The organism is Bombilactobacillus sp. ESL1202, assembly GCF_058107125.1.
This window is the reverse complement of the sequence record NZ_CM176590.1, coordinates 739,085-760,242: the sequence shown is the minus strand read 5'-3', so window position 1 is coordinate 760,242 and position 21,158 is coordinate 739,085. Positions and strand designations below refer to the sequence as shown.

Below are 21,158 nucleotides of genomic sequence, written 5' to 3'. Positions count from 1 at the left end.
AATGAAATTAACAGATTTAGAGTCCAGTTTTTCCTCAATTCCAAATGATGAAAAATTTATTATTGATACGATGGCTAAATTATATGCAGAACGGATTAAAAATAACATTTCACAAAAAGAATTAGCAAAGAAAATTGGTATGAAACAACCACAGCTAGCCAAGCTTGAGATGTTAGAATCTGTTCCAACTTTAAAAACCTTAAATCGATATGCTAGGGGATTAGGCCTGAAACTAGAGGTAAGTTTAGTATCAGCATAAAAGTAAATAAAGGGTTAATTAGGGGGAATCATATTATTGTATTAATTCCAACGTGTAGAGTAAAAAATAAAAATCATGATGCCAATAAGGATTATACACTAGCAGAATTACAACAATTAAAGGAATACACTCCAGAGAAACTACAAGAAATAAAGATAAAAGATCCAGAGAATGATATATTTGATAATTTAATTTGCTCTTTATGTGGTATCCCATTAGAATTTAAACAGGGATCTTCAAAACGTAGGGCATATTTAAGCACGTGGCCTAATACAAATCATAAAGGAAATTGTGATTTAGTACGCCTTGCAAGTTCTCGACAACAAAGTCAAGTAAATACTGGTACTGTAAATACTTTATTATCATCACAGGATCAATTAAAAGAAAGAAAATATTTTTTAAAAAAAATACATCATAAATTAACTCCTCCTAAAAAAGGTAGTCCGAAGAAAAGACGAAGAAAGGTAACTAAAACTGATCAATCTGATCTGTCCCCTATATATGCAGGAACAAGCGATCCTAAAAAAGCAGCAACAACTAGTGCCGGTAAAAAAAGAAAGCCACGATCCAATTTCAGAATACCTGGTGAATTAGATAAAAGTGTTGTTGGGAAAAGTGTGTTTTTGTATGGCAGATTGTCTAAAGTTGATTTAAAAATAACTAAAAACCGTATGTCTATGCATCTTTTAGTGGAATATAATAATGAAAGTGAAACTATATATTCTTCGCCTGATTTCTTTAATAGCGCTCATGTAGGTTTAATTAATCGTATTAAGGCACTACGATTAATTGTAAAAAATAAAGACAATCCCGAAGTTATTATTCTTATTGACTATATACCTGGCTCAAAAAAGGGCGAAGCTAGATGTACTCTTTATGACGAATCAAATATTGGTTTTCCCCTTATACAATTAGGTGTTTATTTGAACTCTCAAAATTAGAAGCTATTTTTTAAAATTCGAACAAATAGCCCCCGACATCTATAAAAAATTGAAATGCTCCCAAAAATTAGGACAACAATCTTAATTTTTGGAAGCATTTTTTGGTTCACTACTTTTTGTTACTTAGATATTCTCAATATCAAAATCATTCTAAAAATACGCTTTTAAACTCATAAATAAAAATTATATTTCTAAAATAGTGATTTTATACGCAAAGTAATTGTTTAAGAAAAGCTTAAGAAACTCATTTTGCTTTTAATTTAATTATGTTTTTTATTAATACTATTTAAACTTAATAAAAAGTAGCAATTGGCGTGAAATTAAGTGTTTATTGAAACCTTCTTGGTCTATTTTATAATGCTAACGAGCCAAATTAAGCAACAATTTTAATGATATTTTTAACTAAAATTAGTGATTGCTTTGACTTGGATTAATAACATATAATCAAGCTATATAGCAAAAATCAATCATTAATTAGTTATCAATCTATTAATATTTTTGTGAAATGTTACCGTTTATAGCAATTAAAGAGGAGTAAATCAATGAGTAATAAAAAGAGATTATTGGCAACTATGGGAGTTACGCTGTTTTCCTCAACTTTGTGGTTTACAAGTAATAAAGTTACCGCCAAGGCTGATGTTACTGATGATCATTCGAAGTTTGATCAAGCAGCACCAGGAGAAGAAATTCAGACAACCGATCCCAGTGAAATAAATGGCATCGACAATCGACAATCGACAATCGACAATCGACAATCGACAATCGACAATCGACAATCGACAATCGACAATCGACAATCGACAATCGACAATCGACAAATATGACGAACATGTCATCACAACAGTTTGTTAAAGTGAATGGTTCAAATAGTCTTAGCCAACCTGATGAATCAACTAATACAGAAAATCATGAAAACGTCGATCAAACTACTATCAGTAGTTCAGGTACGGTGACGACCGCTAATAATAATCCCAGTTCTACTACTAATCACGAAATTAATCAAGAACCCAGTGATAATAGTGGTGCTACTACAAATACTACTTCTGATAACGATGTGGGACAAGGTGCAAGTGTGAATGATCACCCAGAAGAGTCGGCTTCAGCTTCAGCTAGCGCTAATAATACGCAGCCTGATCTTGACGCTAGTCAATCCCCAACGGCTACTGATAATGACGCTGCTGATTTGCTACATAATGCTGATTCAGATCAGCCGCAAGTGGCTAATTTATTGAATATTGTCAACGGTGTAGCATCGGTCAGCACTGAAGCTGAATTTGTTAGTGCTATGCAGAATAATAGTGTAACTAAAATTCATTTGACCAATAATCTGGCTTTAACTGCTAGTACTCATACCTTTAGTGGTCGAACCAAGAACTTAATTGTTGATGGACAACATGGAACGGGACATTATAGCCTTGACTTTCGAAAATCAGCCATTAGTCTGAATAATTTAACGTTTACTTTTCAAAATCTTGACCTGTATTCTCAACAGGTTTTGTTTGCTGGGACACCTGCTGGTCTAAAGATTATACTGAACAATGTTAATTATAAAGGTGCAAGTATTATTAATGCCAGTGACGGCAGTACTAATGATATAACAATTCAAGGCACTACAGATAGTATTGAAACGGCGAGCGCTTATACGGCTTTAGGTGTTAATGTTACTGGCGTCTTAACTAATCACAGAGCGATTCATTGTCGTAATTTAACGGTAGTCACAGGGACTACTTTAAAGCTTATTAATTTTCAATCCAAAGTAGATATTAAATTTTTAATTGATAAAGGCGCAACCGTTAATTTAACTATTGATGGTAGTTTGATTAATCTTGCGGCATGTAGTACCACTTCTTCGAATGGTATGCCTTCTTTTTATCAACTGATTAGTAATCATAATCTAGTTGATAATGGGGTGTTTATTGTTCATGTAAGTAATATTCGAATTCCTTCAGATAAAAAACTTCCATTACAGGTAATTATTGGAACTAATTTAACTGTTAACGAAGGAGCTGTCTTTGAAGTTTATAATACTGGTGGCGCAGCCTTTGATTTAGTACGTTCGGCAGGAACTTTTACGATTAACGACCCGAAGTCCTTCATTATTGATAACGGGGGCAATTCGAATGTTAATTTATTGATGAACGATTTAGGCATTGATAGCCTAGAGCATGCGCATTTTGTCAACGGTCAAAATATCTCGCCAACCTTAGGCAAAATTAGTTTAACTACCAAAAACAATGTTTTACAATCCGGTACTAATGCTATTGGTAAAACGCAAGCTGATGAAGCAGCGTTTATTGCTGCTGTTAAAGCTGGTTTTAGTCAAGGACGCATTGAATTTCAGGGGACAGGTCCGAATAATATCGCACTTAGTGATGTACAATTAGATTTAGCTAACCAAGCCGTAACGGGGCAAACTAATCTTGGTGAAGCTAATCTTACGGTTCAAATTGAGCATAGTGATGGTACCAAGACTTTGTTGCACATTGCTGGCGTCTCGACTGATGGTGGTTATTGGCATGATACTAATCAACCTTATATTACGCAGTCTGATACTACTGGTAAATTTAGTTTTCATATTCCTAGTGGCATGTTAAAAGCAGATGACAAATTAAGTTTAATTGCGAATAAAGATTTTTGGGATAGTACTCCTGTTGAACTTGATTCTGCGGCGTTGTTTAGCTATCAGGATGCACTGCAAAAAGTCCAAGCGGCTTTTGACCAAGATAAGACTATTCTTGGTGGCTTAAATAATATTCAAAATGGTCAAACGTTAATTGATAATGATTTGACTTCAGCATTAACGGTTGCTCAAAATCAGATTAATCAGGATAAAGATAATGCCACAGCGTTGGCTAATGATATCCAAGCTGGTATTGCAGCCATGCAACAGATTGTTGGTTTGGCAACTGCCAAGGATACTGCGCTGGGTAATTTGAAGACCAAATATGATGACCAGACTAATGGTGTTTTAGCTACGATTAATCAGTTAGGGCCAGATCAAGGTGGCAGTTTAACAAATGAGCAAATCAAGTATTTTAACGATGCCACGACAGGACAAGTTCCGTTAGCTTACCAAGACGCTGTTTCCAAGATTAATGCCGCAACGGATTCTACTAGTGCTACTCATGCCGGAACTGCCGGTGAAAAGCAATTGGATAATTTATTAGATTTAGCGACTACTTTAAATAGTGCTAATCAAAAAATTAATCATTGTAGTACTGCTAATAATGGTCAATTAAGCGATCAGCAAGTTAATAATTACTTGCACCAAGTTGATCAAGCTTTACAAAATGCGATGACCGCTTATCAAGCTGCTAGTGATGATACCAGTCGCCAAACAGCGATTGATAAGGGTAAGGCAGCCATGGATGCTTTAGCTAATTTAGCTGATCAATTAAATAATGAAGATCAAACGATTGCTGATTTGGGTGGTCAGAACGGATTAAGTACTGATCAAGTGAATAATTTGAAAGACCAAGCCAGTCAAGCAGCGGATAAGGGGGTGACAGCTATCAATGATGCACAAGCTAATAATGATAAAGACGCAACCGATGTAACTAATGCTGCCGATGGAGCTTTGACAGATTTGAATGATATGACAGACTTAGCTACTGCTGTCAAAAACACCATGAATCAATTAACGGCTGCTTATAATGACGCTAATGATCAAATTCAACATCACTTAGCAACCTTAGATACACCAGAAAAACAAAAAACTTATTTAGATGCGGTAAAATCGGCTTACGATGATGCTGTGCGTGTCATAACGAAGGCAACAACCGCCGACACCATTACCACAGCTTTGAATACAGGTTTGAAGAAAATTGCTCAAGGCTTAGCCCAAGGACAACTCCAAGATGCCATTAACGCGGCTACTAATCAGATCAACGGTTTAGCTTTAAGTAGTCACCAACAAGAATATTATGCAGGACAGTTGAATAATTTACAGACTGAGGCGCAGACTGATATTGCAGTTGCCGCTAATGCCACGGAAGCAGAGAATGGTTTTACCGCTCAACAAACACCTATTGCTGATTTAATTAGTCAGGCGCAGGCTTTAGCTGCGGCACGAACTGATTTTCTTAATAATGTAACGAGTTGGGTTGATAGCGCCAAAGATCAAGTCAATCATTTGGCTGAAGGGCAAACTAATAATGGCACGACGGGACATTTGTTAGCGCAGAATGATTTGGTTGATCCAGATATGCCTAATCAAGTGCAGGAGCTTTTGACCCAAATTAATGCGGTTCAAACGCAACTTAAACAAGATATTGATCAATTGATCGACAGTAATCAGATTAGCAATGGTCAAGTGGTAGCTTCTTGGCAACAGCAAGAACAAAATCAATTGACAACTATTACTGATTCAGCCGCCATTTTAAATACTGCCATGACTAATTTGTTGCAAGCTAAGGCTAATGCAACTACGACCATTAATCGTTTGGGCACTACTGTGACAGATCAAAGTGCTTATTTAACGCAGATTGATTTAGCTTATAAAAATGCTGTAAAAAATGGTGCCACAGCTTATGAGCAATCTGCTCGGTTACAAATGGCCGAGATTACTGCGACAGCTCAATTAGATGCTTATGCTCAAAGTGCTTTGCAAACTATTGCGGGGCTAGATAATTTAAATGCTGCACAAAAACAAACCTATCAACAACAAATTTTTAATACTGATCCCACGGTCACGACAGCGCAATCAACGGCCAAACAAAATATTGATAATGCGACTAACCCAACTGAGGCTCAGCAAGGTTATACTGATGGAACTGTAGCGATTGATGACATTGTTAACCAAGCCCGTAATTTGAGTACTTCTAAAGATAATTTGTTAAATGGTGATATTAATACGTGGTATCAAAATGCCCAAGAACATATTAAAGGTTTAGCTACCGGGCAAACTAATGGTCATTTAACGGTTGGTGAGACTGCAACTGATGCCAATTATCAAGTGGGCAAGTTTTTAGACCAATTGCAACAAGCTTATCAAAAAATTCAAGCCGATTTACAAGATACCACTGATTTATCAACAACTTGGCAAGAACAAGAGCAAAAATTGTTGGCAGCTGTGACGGCTCAAGCTGACGCAATGAATCAAGACATGGCTGAGTTGCAGGACGTTCGCGATGATGCTTTAAGTGTGGCTGATACCACTGAAGTTACTGCAGCATATAATGAAGCAGTTCAAAACATTACTTCCCAAAAGCCAGGAGCTAAAGTGGCCGGTGAAACAGCAATTACAAAATTAAAGGCGAGTGCCCAATTACAAAATGCGGTGCAAACGGCTAATACGCAAATTGCTGAATTGAATAATTTGTCACAAAGTCAAAAAGAAGATTATCAAGGGCAAATTACTGACGTTCAAACCAAATACCAAGCCCAAATTACAGCAGCTCTTGACCAAACAACTGCTAATCAGGCTTATACTGATGCCCAAGCGGCCATTACTGATATTATGAATCAAGCGCAGAATTTTAATACCAATAGTGGTAGTTTTGTAACGGTTGATTTACAGCAGTGGTTAAGTTCTGCGCAGGATCATATAAACAGTTTAGCTGAAGGGCAAAGTTCGACGAGTCATTTAACTGACGGCACTGATCAGAATTTACCTAATCAAGTTGGTTCTTGGTTAGACCAACTGCGTGCAGTTGGACAACAAATTCAACAAGATTTGGCGGACTTGGCTGATCCAAGTCAATTAACGGAAAATTGGAAACAGCAAGAACAAAAACTAATCACTGATTTGCTTAGTCAGGCCGATGCACAAAACACGGCGATGACTGATTTGACTAGCTTAAAAGATCATGCGCTTAATAGTATTACTGACTTAACACAATTAGCTCTGACTGATCAACAAACTGCCACAGCAGCTGTCATTGAACATTATAATCAAGGAATTAAAGATTTAACTGCGAATAAAACGACTGCTTTAAAACAAGATCAAGCAAATATCCAACAAGATGTGGAACACGCAACAGTTTTGAATGATATCGCTAGTTGGTACGCCCAAGAACAAAATAAAATTAATCAGTTGTCTCATGACGCCCAAGGATATTTGAGTGGTTCAGCCAATGCAACTGATCCGACAACTCAGATTCACAAGTTATTAGCTCAGTTAAGTAGTGCGCGGCAGGAAATTTTAACAGATCTCCAAACACCAGATGTTGATTTCAATGCAGCTAGTGAACACGCTAAGTTAACCAATGTTACAGCGTTAGCACAGGCAATGAGTGCGGCTATGGCTGTGGTTGAACAGGCTGCCAGTGCGGCCAATACAGCAATTGATAATTTAGAGCAATTGGCTTTACAACATGCGGATTTGCAACAACAAGTTGCAGCAGCGCAACAACAAGCCGCTGCTCAGATTACGGCTGCTAGCACTCCAGCAGCAGCTAAGACGGCGGGGCAAAATGGTGCTGCGGCTATCAAAGATTTGTTAACTTTACCCCAAGCGCAAAATGATGCCTTGACTGCGCTGGATACTAAAGTAAACGAAATTTTACAAGAAATTGAGAACTTGAATGGTTTAGATGCTCGCCAAAAACCTAGTTGGACGGCTGCTAATACCGGTGAAGTAGCCAAAGCTAAGCAAAAATTAGTCGACCAAATTAAAAATGCAACGTCCGTAGCGGCTGTTAATCAAGTTAATGATCAAGTTTTGACAGATTTAACGACGCTGGCACAAACATTAAGTACCGCCAATCAAACTTTGAATGGTTTAACGAATTTAAATGAACAGCAAAAAAATGATTTCTTAGTGAAAGTTGATACTGCCGCGCAAACAGCTTTGACAGGAATGCAAGATTTAGATCAAGAAGAAACAGTTGCGGCTAAAGGAATTGCGGCAATTAACGCGTTAGTTGCTTTGGCACAAAAATGGGATCACGACCAACAAGAAATAACAGCTTTAGGTCAGGGTGATCATCCACTAACGCCGAGTCAAATTAATCAGCTACAACAACAAGTAGCAACGGCGGCAAGCCAAGGTAGTTCGGCCATTGACCAAGCGCAAAAAGATCCAGAGCAAAGTGCTCAAGATGTTACCGACGCAGCTAAGGGTCAAGCTAATAAGCTAGATCAGTTACTCCAAACAGCACAACAAAAACAAAAATTGCAACAAAAAATTAAAGAAACTTTTGCTCATGATCAACAAGTTATTACTAGTTTAGGTCAAAATCAGACTGGACATTTAACCACGACTGGTACTGAATCTCAAGTGGATCAGTTGTTAAATCAACTAGCCAGTGCTGAACAAAACATTTTAAATGACCTAAATCAGGTGAGTGATGCTAGTCAATTAACTGATGAATGGTTGAATCAAGAACAAAGTCAATTTGCGCCAACGTTAGATTTGGCTCATGCCATGGATACGGCTATGGAACAAATTAATACAGCCTTTGAAACGGCGCAAACGGATATCAATGCTTTAAATCATTATGAAACTGATAAAACGAGCTTGTTGCATGAAGCCCAGCAACAAACAGCGCAGGCGGTTGCACAAGTTAGTCAAGCTACGAATGTCGAAGCTGTTCAGCAAGCTGGGAAAACGGGAGTAGCGCAAATTAATCAAGTAACGGCCTTGAAAAAACAACAAAATCAAGCGCTCAATGCTTTAGATCATAATTTACAGCAAGCTCAACAAAATATTGCGCAATTGGGTACTAACCAAGGTGGTAATTTAACTGCAGATCAAGTTAGCCAATTACAACATCAAGTTCAATTAGGTTATGACCAGGGTGTGAGTCAAATTAATCAGGAAACTGATCCTGACCAGATTGCTACTGAACAGCAACAGGCACAGACTGCCATTGAGCAACAAGAAACTTTGGCGCAACAAAAAGCTGAAGCCATTTTACAAGTTCAGCAGGCACATCATTCTGCGCAACAAGTTTATGATCAAGCACAATATTTAAATAGTGAGCAGCAAACGGTTCTTCAAAATCAAATTAATCAGCAAACAGAGCAGGCTCTTGATCAAATTTTGAATGCTACCGACCAAACAGCGCTCAATGCAGCACAAACTGATGGTCAACAGCAATTAACGGCCACTAAAGACTTGATCAAGCAAAAAGACCAAGCTATGCAAGCTTTAGCCCAAACCCAGCAAGCAGAACAGGATAAAATCAATCATTTAGTTCATTACGCTGATCAAATTGATGATTTGAATGGTTTGTTAGCAGCTGCTTATCAAAGTGCAAAAGATAGCATTACTGCAGCCACTAATGAACAAGTAATACCTAGTCAACAAACGGGAATTGAACAAATGCAACAAGTGGCGCAATTAACTATTACTAAAGATGATAGTTTGACCGCTTTAGAAAATAAATATCAAGAAATTAATCAAGCTGTGACTGGACTAGACGATTTGGATGCCGAACAAAAGGAGCAAGCCCAAGAACAAGTGCAAACGGCTTATCAACATGCGAAAGATCAAATTGATCAAAGCCAGGTTGTAGCTGATGCTAGTACCGCTGAGACGGCTGGCGAATTTAATATGGCAGCTGAAGTGATGAAAGTCCGTGTTGCTCAAGCACAAACGGCTGCAATTGCTGCGATTCATCAAGCCGCCGATCAAGCGGTGAAGAATTTAGAAAATGATACTAGTTTAGCAGCTGATGTTCGCCAGGATCGGATTTTTAAAGTACGGCATGTCGAAAGTGATGGCGTCGATCAGGTGAAACAAGCTGACACCTTAGAAGGCGTTGAGCAAGAAAAGACGGATTGTCTCAACCACATCAATAATTTATTAGGTTCGGGTAAGGTAGCGACCGAATTAACTGGTGGTTTTAATCAAGTAAAGATGGTTCGTAATCCGGGAATTGCGATTGTGCGCCCCGATATTGTTGGTGGCTTTATTCACTTGTATGATGAAGAAGGGCAACAATTGGATCAATTATTGATGGCCAATACAGAATGGAAAGTGGATTATATTCGAACACAAATTGATGGTACGATGTATTATCGGGTGGGCGAAAATGAATTTGTCAAAGCCGATGATGTTCTGTATACAAAGATTGGTTCGCGGCAAGTGATTGATGGCGTGGTGCGAGTGACACCAGCTACTGGTCAAGATTCCATTACGGTTTATAATGATCAGGGGGCAATTGCAATTGCCAGTCAATTACCAACAGCTAGTCAGTGGCTAGTCAATGCCAAAGAAACTTTGGCTAATGGTCAAGTTTATTATCAAGTAGCACCACATCAATATGTTAAAGAAAGTGATGTGGTCTTGGTACCAGAGGCCATCGTTTTAACCAAGCAAAAGGGCAGTTTAAGCTTAGTTCAACAAGCAGCGGCTGTTTATCATTATCGTCATCAAGCTGGCTATTTAGCGAAAGCTCTAGAACGTAGTATTACCAATAAAAATGACTGGAAATTTGATCAAATTTTGCAAGTCAACGGTCATAAGTATTATCGTGTTGGCGGTGATGAATGGGTTAGAGATGTTGATATTAAAGTTGACTAAGCTGCAAACAAGACTGGTCAGCGCTCATCAACTAACCTAGACTAAGGATTTAAGATTGAATTTTATTTTCAGTTTTTGGAGCGAATTAAAATCAAGCTGAATGTATTGAAATAGTGATTTCTAGAATAATTCACGCAATCGAAAAGTCACTTTTGAAAAATGATATCCGCCCTAAAATTAGGACTAACTCTGGATACTCAATCGGAGTTAGTCCTTTTAACTTAGTAATTGAATTGAAAAGCTTTCCTGAATTGTCAAATCAAGTGCAATCGATCCAAAATTTGCTAAAGCAGTGGAGCAAGAAGATATTAATTTAGAAGTTGCGGTTAAAGTTCGTAGTTTGCGTGAAAGTTTTGACATGAGTCAACGAGAATTTGCTAAGTTAATAAATAAGCCTCAATCTACGATTGCCCGAGTTGAGAGTGGCAATATGAATGCTTCAACAAAACTATTAGCAGAAATTGCTCAAGCTACAAATCAAAAATTATCAATTCAGTTTGATCCAATGTAATTAAATTTCGTTATGTACAAAGCCTTCCTATGTGACCTGCGAAGTTGTCCTAACTTCGGGGGCCACATCAAAATAGGAAGGGCTTTTTAGTTGTACTAATAATTTAGAATTAGCACTCTATTTAATGAAATAAGATACCATACATTTGTTGATAAGCACCCTTGTAAGGTTCATCGAGGGCATTGATGGCAGCTAGTAAGTCTTTTTTATCGGGGGAATCAGCCAAAGGAATTTTTGGTGTCTTATCTTGACTGATCAATTTAGCACCGAGAGTACTAATCTTACCAATCAAATCTTGTTGCGGATCATTATTTAACGCTTTGTTTTTTAAACCACACTTCGTAACTGTCCAAGTATTGGTATTACTGGCAGGATTAATGATTTTGTCGGCGGCGTGGAGACGATTTTTGGTTTCAGCATGATAGATTTCGATGCTATCGCCAATGTTCAAAGCAAAAGTATCATTGCTCTTAGTCATGCCAGCACCAGTGATATCTTTTTGGAAAATAACTTTGCCGTTACTATCTTTAACAGTGACTGCAGCATATTTCTTACTACCATAATAAGCATGTGGTTTAGTCTGGGTTACGGCAAAAGTAGCGTTGTGGTTATTCAAGTTAGTTTTTAAGCTAGCGAATTGTTCTTCACCTAAACCCGTAAAATCAATTTCCTGATTAGTTAAGGAACTAGCATTAATCTTCTTTAAAGAAAGTTCCACGCTGTTATTGGCTTCTTTGACGTAAACATAATGTTTGTCCGGAGTATAACGTTGCATTGCAGTGCCGGTAAAGTCTAACGTGTAAAGGCCGTTAGGAACATCTTTAAACGTCACGGTTTTGCTGGTAATTGCTTTTGAAGCGACAACTTTTTTGCCGTCTTTCAAATTAACTGTGACGCCGTCTAAGTCTTTAAGATCGGTGGCAGTTAAGTTTAAGGTTAAATTGCCAGTTAATTTCAAAGGTGCGAGATCTTGGTCTTGAACCATTTCAAAATTCGAATTGATCAAAATATTTTTATCCAAGAGATTACGAGCCGCTTTAAGTTGACTTTGTGGCACCACATCAGCTAAGGAAGCAACGGCGGGATAATTAGCTGCCCGATTTTTAGCAGCTTGATTTTGGTTAACACTTAAACCTAAACGTTCTAAAGCTGGGGTGAAATCTTGCTGACTATTTTCACTATAAATTTGATTCATTAAATCAGGTAAAGAATGATCACTCTTGTTAAAGCCAGCTTGATTGGCCAGCTTCCGATAAGTTTGATACATCTTGGTAAATGAACGATCGCCAGCTTTTTGTTTCAACATAGTCAATAAAATTAATTTGCCGCGGAGATCAGTATCACTGTAGCCACCTTTTTTAGTTACTAAGGTTTGATACAGACTATTTTCGACGGCATCTTTTTTACCATAATTAAATAACCAACCGATTTGATCGGCCTTTTTACCATACTTACTGTATTGGTATTGGACACCGAATAAATTATTGGAAACTTCGCCGGTGTACATGCCGACGCCATCAAAGCCAGCTTGGTAACCGTGGGCAATTTCATGTAAAGTCGCCCAATCTAGTTTGGTAATCCACATTTTGATGGAACGGGAAGTATTAGCGGCCCACTTATCGCTATAATAAGCCCCACCGGCGCCGTGAGCGTCAGCCTTTAAGAAGTAACGGTTTTGTCCATTGACATTCTCAGGAGCGGAGCCGTCAAAACCAGCCATTTTATTATAAAAAGCAAAGATATCTGTGTAATGATCAATTAAGTCGTCTAAGTTTTTATAATCCGTTAGTTTGCGTACGGCCTCTTTGTCACTTTTAGGGACTAACAATTGGAAATCAGGCCCTTTAATCAAGGCAAAATTACCATCATATTGATCCCAAGTTTTGAAGAAAGCACTTTGGTTACCGTGGTAATTGTAGATCGGTAACGACTTTTGGGCAGCAGTAGCTTCTACTTCGTATTCCAAAGTAGCATTGGTATGACCGTAAGGTGTATCAACAAAAGGAACTAAGGGACTATCCGCACTGATGGTCACCCAATTAGAACCAACGGTCGTGCTTTTTTCCATTTGCGAGTCAAAACCTAACAATCTTAATGTCAATTTACCACTAAAATTGGGATTAGTTTGCCGAACTTTGAGGACGGTATTTTCGCGCAGAATAAAACCTAAATCCTGACGATCGTGATACTTACCCTTACTCATGCCAGCATGATAGATCCAAGTAGGTTCTGGTAAACTGGTGATAGTTTGTTGCTTAGTAGTCGCTTGAGTATTAGTAGTGATACTAACAATAAAGAAGAATACCACGGCTAAAAGCCCAGATATTCTTAAAAGTTTCTGTCTCATGATGTAACCTCCTAGTAAAATAAATTAATCACAAGTCGAGTATATGGTTTTTCAGCGCTCGAAAACAGCAATCAGTCTTTTGCGCACTGTTTAAAACAACAAATTTCCATTTTTGCGTAGATAATCCAAAAAGTCAATCGTTAATTTAATTAATTTCTAAAATAATGATTAATTTTTGTGATTTATATTGATTATAAGGTTTTTAAAATTAAAAATCATATAAAATGCTGCTATAATTTATGATTAATACTTAATGAAGATGCGTCATGACAAGGGGGAGTTTCGGTTAGTCAATAGATTAGTTTAGTGACCATTAGTTTTAACTAGTTGATTCAACTAATGATTTGAATAAATTTTATCAAGCATTTTTTTTGTATATTTTTGTAAGCGTTATATAATGATGGTGTAGTTAAGGTACTCGTAATTTTAGCAAGTTAGATAATGGAGGGAATGTTTATGCCTAAGTATTCTCAAGAACAAAAGGTTCATTACAAGATGTATAAAGCCAAAAAGCAGTGGGTCTTTGCGGCAATTACTACATCAACAATTTTCTTCTTCGGCTCTAATCTTAATAATATAACTACCCAAGCGGCTACATTATCAAGCAATGAGTCTAATAATAGCGATCAAGTTTTAACAAAAGCTGCACCACCAGCCAATCAAGTAGCGGCTGATCAAACTGATGTTAACACTAGTGCACCAGAGTCAGTAGCGACGACTACAGCTACGGCGCCAGCAGCAACAACAGTGGATTCGGCACAAACGCAGGTTGTACCGACTACGACTGATTCATCGCCAGTCAATAGCGGGCAAACGCCATCGACTGATAATGCAACGTCACCGGTTACGAGTCCAGCACCCGCAGCTCCGGTGAAGCCGCATTTACAAACGATGGCAGTGCCACAAATGCAAACCAATACTAATCCGTTGCTCCGCAGTAATGCCAGACCAACTAATAACTATCAAGTTTCTTATCAAGAATTATTGCGTGATTCGGGTTTGGATGAAAACGGTTTTGCCAATGTTAATAAAGATAACTTTTTAGATTACTTCGATTACAACGGTAGTGGTACTTATGATCCAAACACCGGTTTATTTACTTTTACCCCTGATGATCGTTCACACGTTGGGAGCTTTAGTTTAAAGCATAAAATTGATTTGAGTAATGATTTTTCTTTAACCGGCCAAGTTCGTTTAGGCAATAAACCTAGTTATTACGGTGGTGCTGATGGGATTAGTTTTGCCATCCATACGGGTAATACCAATGATGTCGGTGCGTTTGGTGGTAACTTAGGGATTGGTGGTTTACAAAACGCGTTTGGTTTTAAATTAGATACTTTCCCCAATGACGCGCAAAAACCTGATCCGACTAATGCGGATAATGCCTTTGGTTGGGATGCTGATGAACCCAATGGTTACTACTCATACGGAGCCTTTGTCACAACTTCTTTCCGGCAAAATGTAATTGATACGCAAGGTAACCCCCAAAGTCGTTGGTGGGCAACGGTTGATCAAAACTCCGTTCAAGGTTTATCAGATAATAATTTAAATAATCAATTACACGATTTTACAGTGACTTATACCGCGCAAAGTCGGCAATTAAGAATTACCTTTAAAACTACCAATGGCTTAACGATGGTTTGGCGTGCAAGTATTCCTGATACGCCGATGTACCAATCAGTGTCTTTGATGATGGCAGCATCTACTGGCTGGAATACGAACTTACAAGAATTTAAAATTAATGATTTCAAGTTTAAGCCAGCTTTGTCTGTAAACCTCGAATACGTTGATTTAAATGGAAATCCAATTGGACAAGGAACTGTTCCGCAATCCATTAGTTATCCTAATGGGGTCACAAATGGTGATGCCTACCAAGCCCAAGAACCACCTGAGATTCCAGGCTATGACTATGTTGCTTTAGGCAGTGATAGTTTACCGGCCAGTGGGACTTTAAGTGAGACTAATAATGGGCAATCCGTGGTCTATGTTTACCGTCCCAAAGCCCCAGCTGGTCAACATCTTGTTACTGGTCATGATAATTTGCAAGCGGGCGATAATCTTCCGGGCACTAATATTGCCGCACCAGCTGAAGTTTTAGGGGATCAATTAGATGTTACTGTACACCGTAAAATTAGCTATCTAGATGGTGCAAACAATACTGAAATTCATGATGCAGAAGACCAGACGGTTGATTATTATTTAACTGGTGTGGTGGATGATAATGGTCAATTTCTTGGTTATGATACCGATGGCGATGGTCAAGCTGATACGACTGACCGCAATGCAGCATTAAGTCAAATTGGTGCCACAGGCACGGATAATACGAATGCCAAGAGTTTTGATGAAGTATCTTCGCCCAGTGTTGACGGTTATAATGCTCCCGATCAAGCCACGATTAGCGCACAAGTTGCTAAAGCAGATCAACCGGCTGGTTCTTATGATGTCACAGTTTATTACAGCAAAACCAAGTTGCCGGATGCTGGTTTAAAAATGGTCACGATTGGCGATGATTTACCAGATACTGTGACGGCTGACGACTTAGTGGATACCGTTACAAGAACCATTCACTATCAAGATCAAGCCAAGCCGGGCATTCCGATTGCTCCTGATGTGGTGCAAAAAGTTGATTATCAATTAACGGGAGTCATTGATCAGGATAATAATAATAAATTTTTAGGTTATGACACAGATAATGATGGTAAAGTTGATGTTTTACTCAGTGATTATACTTCAACTGAAGATGCTAAAGATGCGGCTGTGTTAAAGATTGCTCGCAACTTTGATCAACAAGCTTCGCCCAGTGTTGACGGTTATTCTACGCCCGATCAACCTTTAGTGGCTGCCAGTTCTGCAATTCCGGGAGCTGATGATGTCACAGTTAACTATACCAAATTGCCAACGATTACCGAAAATCAGGTAGTTGTTTATCCGGATTGGGGAATTCAAGATGGTTATCATGTTGATCCTCGCGATCCAAACAGTCCAGATTGGCCAGCCCAAGCTGATGCAACTAATTTAAGTTCACATGTGACTCGTACTATTAATTACGTGGACAAAGATACTGGTAATTCAATTTCTAAATCCGTCGTGCAAGCTGTTGATTATCAATTAGCAGCCCAGTTTACTTTAACTAAAGCTGATAATAAAGTGACGGGAATTTCATTTGACGGTTATGTTTTACCTGACGGAACAGTAACTCAAGATAAGCAAACAGCTATTACTGCTAATTATCCACAGGCGCAAACTGTACCGGAAGCTATTTCTCCTAACTTAAGTGCACAAGACTATGGTGCTCCTGATCAGGCGGTGGTTGCCGGAGCTAGTTTAGCTTATGATGCTGACAATCAAGTTGTGACAGTTAATTATACAAAGAATAAAATGACTTCTGTCACAGGTGATCCTAATACCACGACACCAGTTAATGCTGAGACACCAGTCGAGGCTGGTAGTTCGATTATGATGCCCGAACAAGCCTGGAATATTAATTTAACTGGTAATGTCCAACGGACAATTAATTATCATGCACCAGATGCGAGTGCGGCACAGGCAATTGCCACACATTTAAAGTCAACGAATATTCCTTATACAGTAGCTGGAAACGTCGTTTCTGTACCGCAACAAGTTGATTACCAATTAACTGCGGTTGTTAATGTTAATACTGGTGAATTTGTCGGTTATGATACTGATGGCGATGGTTGGGCTGATACCAAAGATAAAAAGGAAGCTGTCACTCAATATATTGCTAATAATAACCGGACTTTTTATGAACAAGCAACTCCTAATGTGGTCGGTTATCACCCAGTTTTAAGTGATGCCCAGGGTACCCCAACTACGACACCAGCACCGAATGTTCCTGACACGACAGCTGCTATGGATATGCCTGACGTCAATATTGCCTATACGGCTAATGCTACGAAACCAATTACGGGCGCTGACAATTTAGGCGCTACTGATCCAATTGATCCTGGTAATGTGCATTATGCACCAACAGAAGCGCAAGGAACTAATTTGAATGGTTCAGTTTCGAGAACTATTAATTACGCGATGGCTGACGGATCGACGTTGCCAGCTGATGATCAGGGACAACCAATTAATGCAGTTACGCAGACTGTTAATTACAATTTAACGGCCATTGTTGATCTCCAAACGGGTGAATTTGTTGGTTATGATACGAATGGTGATGGAACAGCTGATACTAATGACAAAGATGTCGCCATTGCAGCCTATTTAAAGCAAAATCCATTTGCTGCCCAAACTTCACCAACTATTGGCGGTTATACTGTCAGTCAGGTAACAGTTCCCAGCAGTTCCGAACAAAAAGACGTAACGGTTTACTATTCCCAAGATGAAATAACTGTCGTTGATGGCAGTGCTATTCCTGATGACACGACAGTTACTATTGATGGTCATGACTTAATGGGAGCAGATTTGCAGAATGCTTTAAACGGTACAGTCCATCAGATTGTGCACTATCAACTTGCTGATGGTTCAACACCTAGTTATTTACCAACTGATCATACTAGTCGAGAAGTGAGTTATCATTTACGCGCAGTTGTCGATCAAACTAATAATGATTTATTAGGCTACGATACAACGGGCAATGGTCATATTGATACTAAAGATAAAAACGTGGCAATTGATGCTGCCTTAGCCAATGAACAGTTTGACGAGGTAGCTTCACCAAAAGTTTTAGGTTATACCCCTGATATAGCGATCGTCGCTGCAACTACCGCAACACATGATCCACAGATTGTTAATGTCACTTACAGTCCGAATACGACCGTTCCAATTTCTGGTGGGGCAGCGCATACAACAGGTCAACCTATTCAACCAGGGAGTAAAGTAGGCACACCAGTTAAAGCGACCAAAGATGAGTTGACAGGGACAGTTAGCCGCAAGATCACTTATGTCATGGGTGATGGTTCGACTTTACCAGCTAAGGCCAAAGCAGTCACTCAAAACGTGCCTTATAGTTTAACGGCAATTGTTGATGCACAAACGGGCGATTTTCTCGGTTATGATACAAATGGTGATGGAAAAGTTGATATTAGTGCTCACGAACCTGATGCTAAACAACAAGCCATTACGGCTGCGATCAGTAATAAGACGTTTGCTGAAGTCCAAGTACCAACGATTGACAACTATGAACCTGATCAAGCTACGGTTGACGCAATTTCTGCTACTGACCAAACTCCAGTAACCGTCACTTATAACCCACAAGCCACTGTAGTGGTTAACGGAAGTGATGATCCATCACCAACTGTTCCGGGAACTTCTTTACCAATGCCTGTACCTGCACAACAAGCTAACTTACACGGTGAAGTTAAGCAGACAATTAATTATGTCATGAGTGATGGGACAGATTTGCCTACTGATTTTCCTAGTTCTAAAGAACAATCAATCCCTTATGATTTGACGGCGGTGGTTAATCAAGTTACCGGCAAGTTTCTGGGTTATGATACTGATGGCGACGGGAAAGTTGATACTACCAATAAACAGGATGCCATTCGCAAAGCTTTAGCTGGACAACAATTTGGTGAAGTTGAGTCCCCAGCAATGGCTGGATATACCGCTGATCAACCAATCGTTGCTGCTAGTGATATTGTATTGAATGGTAACGACGATACGGCGGTGGTGACTGTCACTTATACGCCTAATTCAGACCCAGATCAGACGCCAGTACCCGCAGAAAACTTGATTCCAATTTCAAGTGCGTACGGGCATGATACAATTACCGTCGATGGCCAAACGGTACGGTTGCCTAGTCAAGCAGCAGCTAGTGAATTAACAGCCACTTATACTAGAACTATTAAGTATCAACAGGAAAACGGGACTAGTGTGGCAGACGATGTAACTCAAAGGGTGGAGTATGATTTAATTGCCATGGTTGATAAAACTACAGGGCGCTTTGTCGGCTATAATACTGACGGTACTGGGCAAACAGTTAACGTACGTTTGAGTGATTATAGTACGGTAGCTGATGCGAAAAGAGCCGCTATTCAAAGTTACTTTACTAAGAACAATTTGAGTTGGGCAGCAGTTACTTCGCCAACAGAGCCCAACTTGAAACCTAATCAGACGGTTGTAGTAGCCCAAACTAATCCTGCACGTGATGAAACTGTAATTGTCACGTACGTGGATGAAAGTACACCTGCTCCTGTACCGACAGTTACACCACTGGAAAGTGATCATAAACATGAGGTTGGTACTTGGATTGACGTTCCTGGCACCAATGGTACTCAGCAAATTAAAGTGCCAGCAGAAGCTATGCCGAGTGAATTAAATGGTAAATACGTCAGAAGGATTAACTATCAAGATGTAGATGGTAATACGGTTAAAGATTCGACTGAGCAAACGGTCGATTATAAATTGACTGCCATGATTGATACGACTTCTAGTGATGTGATTGGTTATAATACCGACGGTACTGGTGAAAGTGTCAATATTCGCATTAGTGATTACAGTAGTCCTGAGGAAGCTAAAAAAGCCGCTATTCAAGATTATTTTGCTAAAAATGGTCTGAAATGGGTAGCCTTTACGCCAGCCGATATTAATGGTCAAGCACCTCATCAAAGTGTTCCTGAAGTGACTAATCCTTTTGGTAATGATACTATAACTATCACTTATCCACGCGCAGCTAATGGCGGTGGTAACAACGGTGGTGGCAGTGGTGAAACACCAACCCCACCTGAAGATAATAATGATGCAGAGGTTGTGGTTGTTAAACCAAGTGATAATGTTCAACCTGGACAATTAATTCCTGGTAGTTCAACGAACGCTACTTGGCCAAAAGGCGTTGCCGCTACTGATTTACAAAAGACAGTGACGCGAATTGTTAAGTATCAAGATGAACTAGGCAATACGTTGAGTTCACCAACTATTCAACAAGTCACCTACCAGATTGCAGCTGTGGTTAATAAAACGACTGGTCAGTTATTAGGTTATGATATTAATAATGACGGAACTGTTGATGCCACCGACTTGGCAAGTGCTTTTGCTAAACTGAACCGGACGCAAAACTTTGCAATGCAACCAGGAGTAGATTTGAGTAGCCAAGGTTATTATCCAGTTGGTGAGGCAATGGTTGCTAGTGCACCAGCTGATTTGAATCAATTGGATACCATTGCAGTTATTCGTTACAGTAAAACGGCTAACCAACCAGGGCAAACAACTCCTGAAAATCCAACCGGAGGTTCAACTGGTTCAAATGCAAATGGTCAGCCAGTAGGAATTCCAGGTGCTAGTGGTCATCAATTAGCAGCCAATCAAGCTGGTCAAGCACAACAATTAGCGGTTGATCCACGAGCTGTTAATGGCAATGATCCAAGTGTGAAGAAAGATCAGGCTAAATTGCCACAAATGGCTGATAATCAAAGTGAAAATCAAGGTTTATCCTGGTTAGGCTTTGGTTTGTTGGGAACGTTCATGACTTTCTTAGGCTTAGATCGCAAAAAGAAAAAAGATGAATAATTAAGTTTGAACAGTAGGAGTTCATCAGAAAAATCATTGAAATGCAATATGTTTCAATGGTTTTTTTATGCTTAAGATTAGTTTGAACACTAAGTTAGCAAGAAACTAATTTTAATATTAAAATCGCTATTTTATTTGCTACATATTATGAAAAAATGTTG

The 21,158-nt window shown here is 39.0% G+C and carries 7 protein-coding genes; 6 read left to right on the top strand and 1 reads right to left on the bottom strand.

The genetic code is table 11. From position 1 onward, the window contains the following. Window position 1: 1 nt before the first annotated feature. The 5 genes from AC3B7A_RS03455 (at window position 2) to AC3B7A_RS03435 (ending at window position 11,180) form a co-directional block, all read left to right on the top strand. Complete coding sequence (locus AC3B7A_RS03455) at window positions 2–259, top strand: helix-turn-helix domain-containing protein (RefSeq protein WP_489756334.1); 258 nt, start codon at window positions 2–4, stop codon at window positions 257–259. 635 nt (window positions 260–894) lie between these two features. Then, window positions 895–1,200, top strand: coding sequence for a hypothetical protein (locus tag AC3B7A_RS03450; protein ID WP_489756333.1), 306 nt, complete (start codon window positions 895–897; stop codon window positions 1,198–1,200). Between the two features lie 542 nt (window positions 1,201–1,742). Further along, window positions 1,743–2,024, top strand: coding sequence for a hypothetical protein (locus AC3B7A_RS03445; RefSeq protein WP_489756332.1), 282 nt, complete (start codon window positions 1,743–1,745; stop codon window positions 2,022–2,024). Between the two features lie 5 nt (window positions 2,025–2,029). Beyond that, complete coding sequence (locus AC3B7A_RS03440; RefSeq protein WP_489756331.1) at window positions 2,030–10,669, top strand: SLAP domain-containing protein; 8,640 nt, start codon at window positions 2,030–2,032, stop codon at window positions 10,667–10,669. Window positions 10,670–10,919: 250 nt separating this feature from the next. Continuing rightward, window positions 10,920–11,180 carry a helix-turn-helix domain-containing protein gene (locus AC3B7A_RS03435; protein WP_489756535.1) on the top strand — a complete coding sequence of 87 codons (261 nt, stop codon included), beginning with the start codon at window positions 10,920–10,922 and terminating at the stop codon, window positions 11,178–11,180. A gap of 121 nt (window positions 11,181–11,301) precedes the next feature. Here the strand turns inward: AC3B7A_RS03435 and AC3B7A_RS03430 are convergent, their stop codons facing one another. Continuing rightward, window positions 11,302–13,527: a putative mucin/carbohydrate-binding domain-containing protein gene (locus AC3B7A_RS03430; RefSeq protein WP_489756330.1), complete on the bottom strand. Its 2,226-nt coding sequence runs from the start codon at window positions 13,525–13,527 to the stop codon at window positions 11,302–11,304. 456 nt (window positions 13,528–13,983) lie between these two features. Here AC3B7A_RS03430 and AC3B7A_RS03425 point away from each other — a divergent pair, with 456 nt between their 5' ends. Next, a complete protein-coding gene (locus tag AC3B7A_RS03425) occupies window positions 13,984–20,997 on the top strand; it encodes a mucin-binding protein (protein ID WP_489756329.1) in 7,014 nt (2,337 codons plus the stop codon). Window positions 20,998–21,158: the final 161 nt, after the last annotated feature.

Coding starts and splice junctions, on each gene's coding strand:
- AC3B7A_RS03445 (WP_489756332.1), top strand. CDS start 1,743: ATGAGTAATAAAAAGAGATTATTGGCAACTATGGGAGTTACGCTGTTT.
- AC3B7A_RS03425 (WP_489756329.1), top strand. CDS start 13,984: ATGCCTAAGTATTCTCAAGAACAAAAGGTTCATTACAAGATGTATAAA.
- AC3B7A_RS03440 (WP_489756331.1), top strand. CDS start 2,030: ATGTCATCACAACAGTTTGTTAAAGTGAATGGTTCAAATAGTCTTAGC.
- AC3B7A_RS03455 (WP_489756334.1), top strand. CDS start 2: ATGAAATTAACAGATTTAGAGTCCAGTTTTTCCTCAATTCCAAATGAT.
- AC3B7A_RS03430 (WP_489756330.1), bottom strand. CDS start 13,527: ATGAGACAGAAACTTTTAAGAATATCTGGGCTTTTAGCCGTGGTATTC.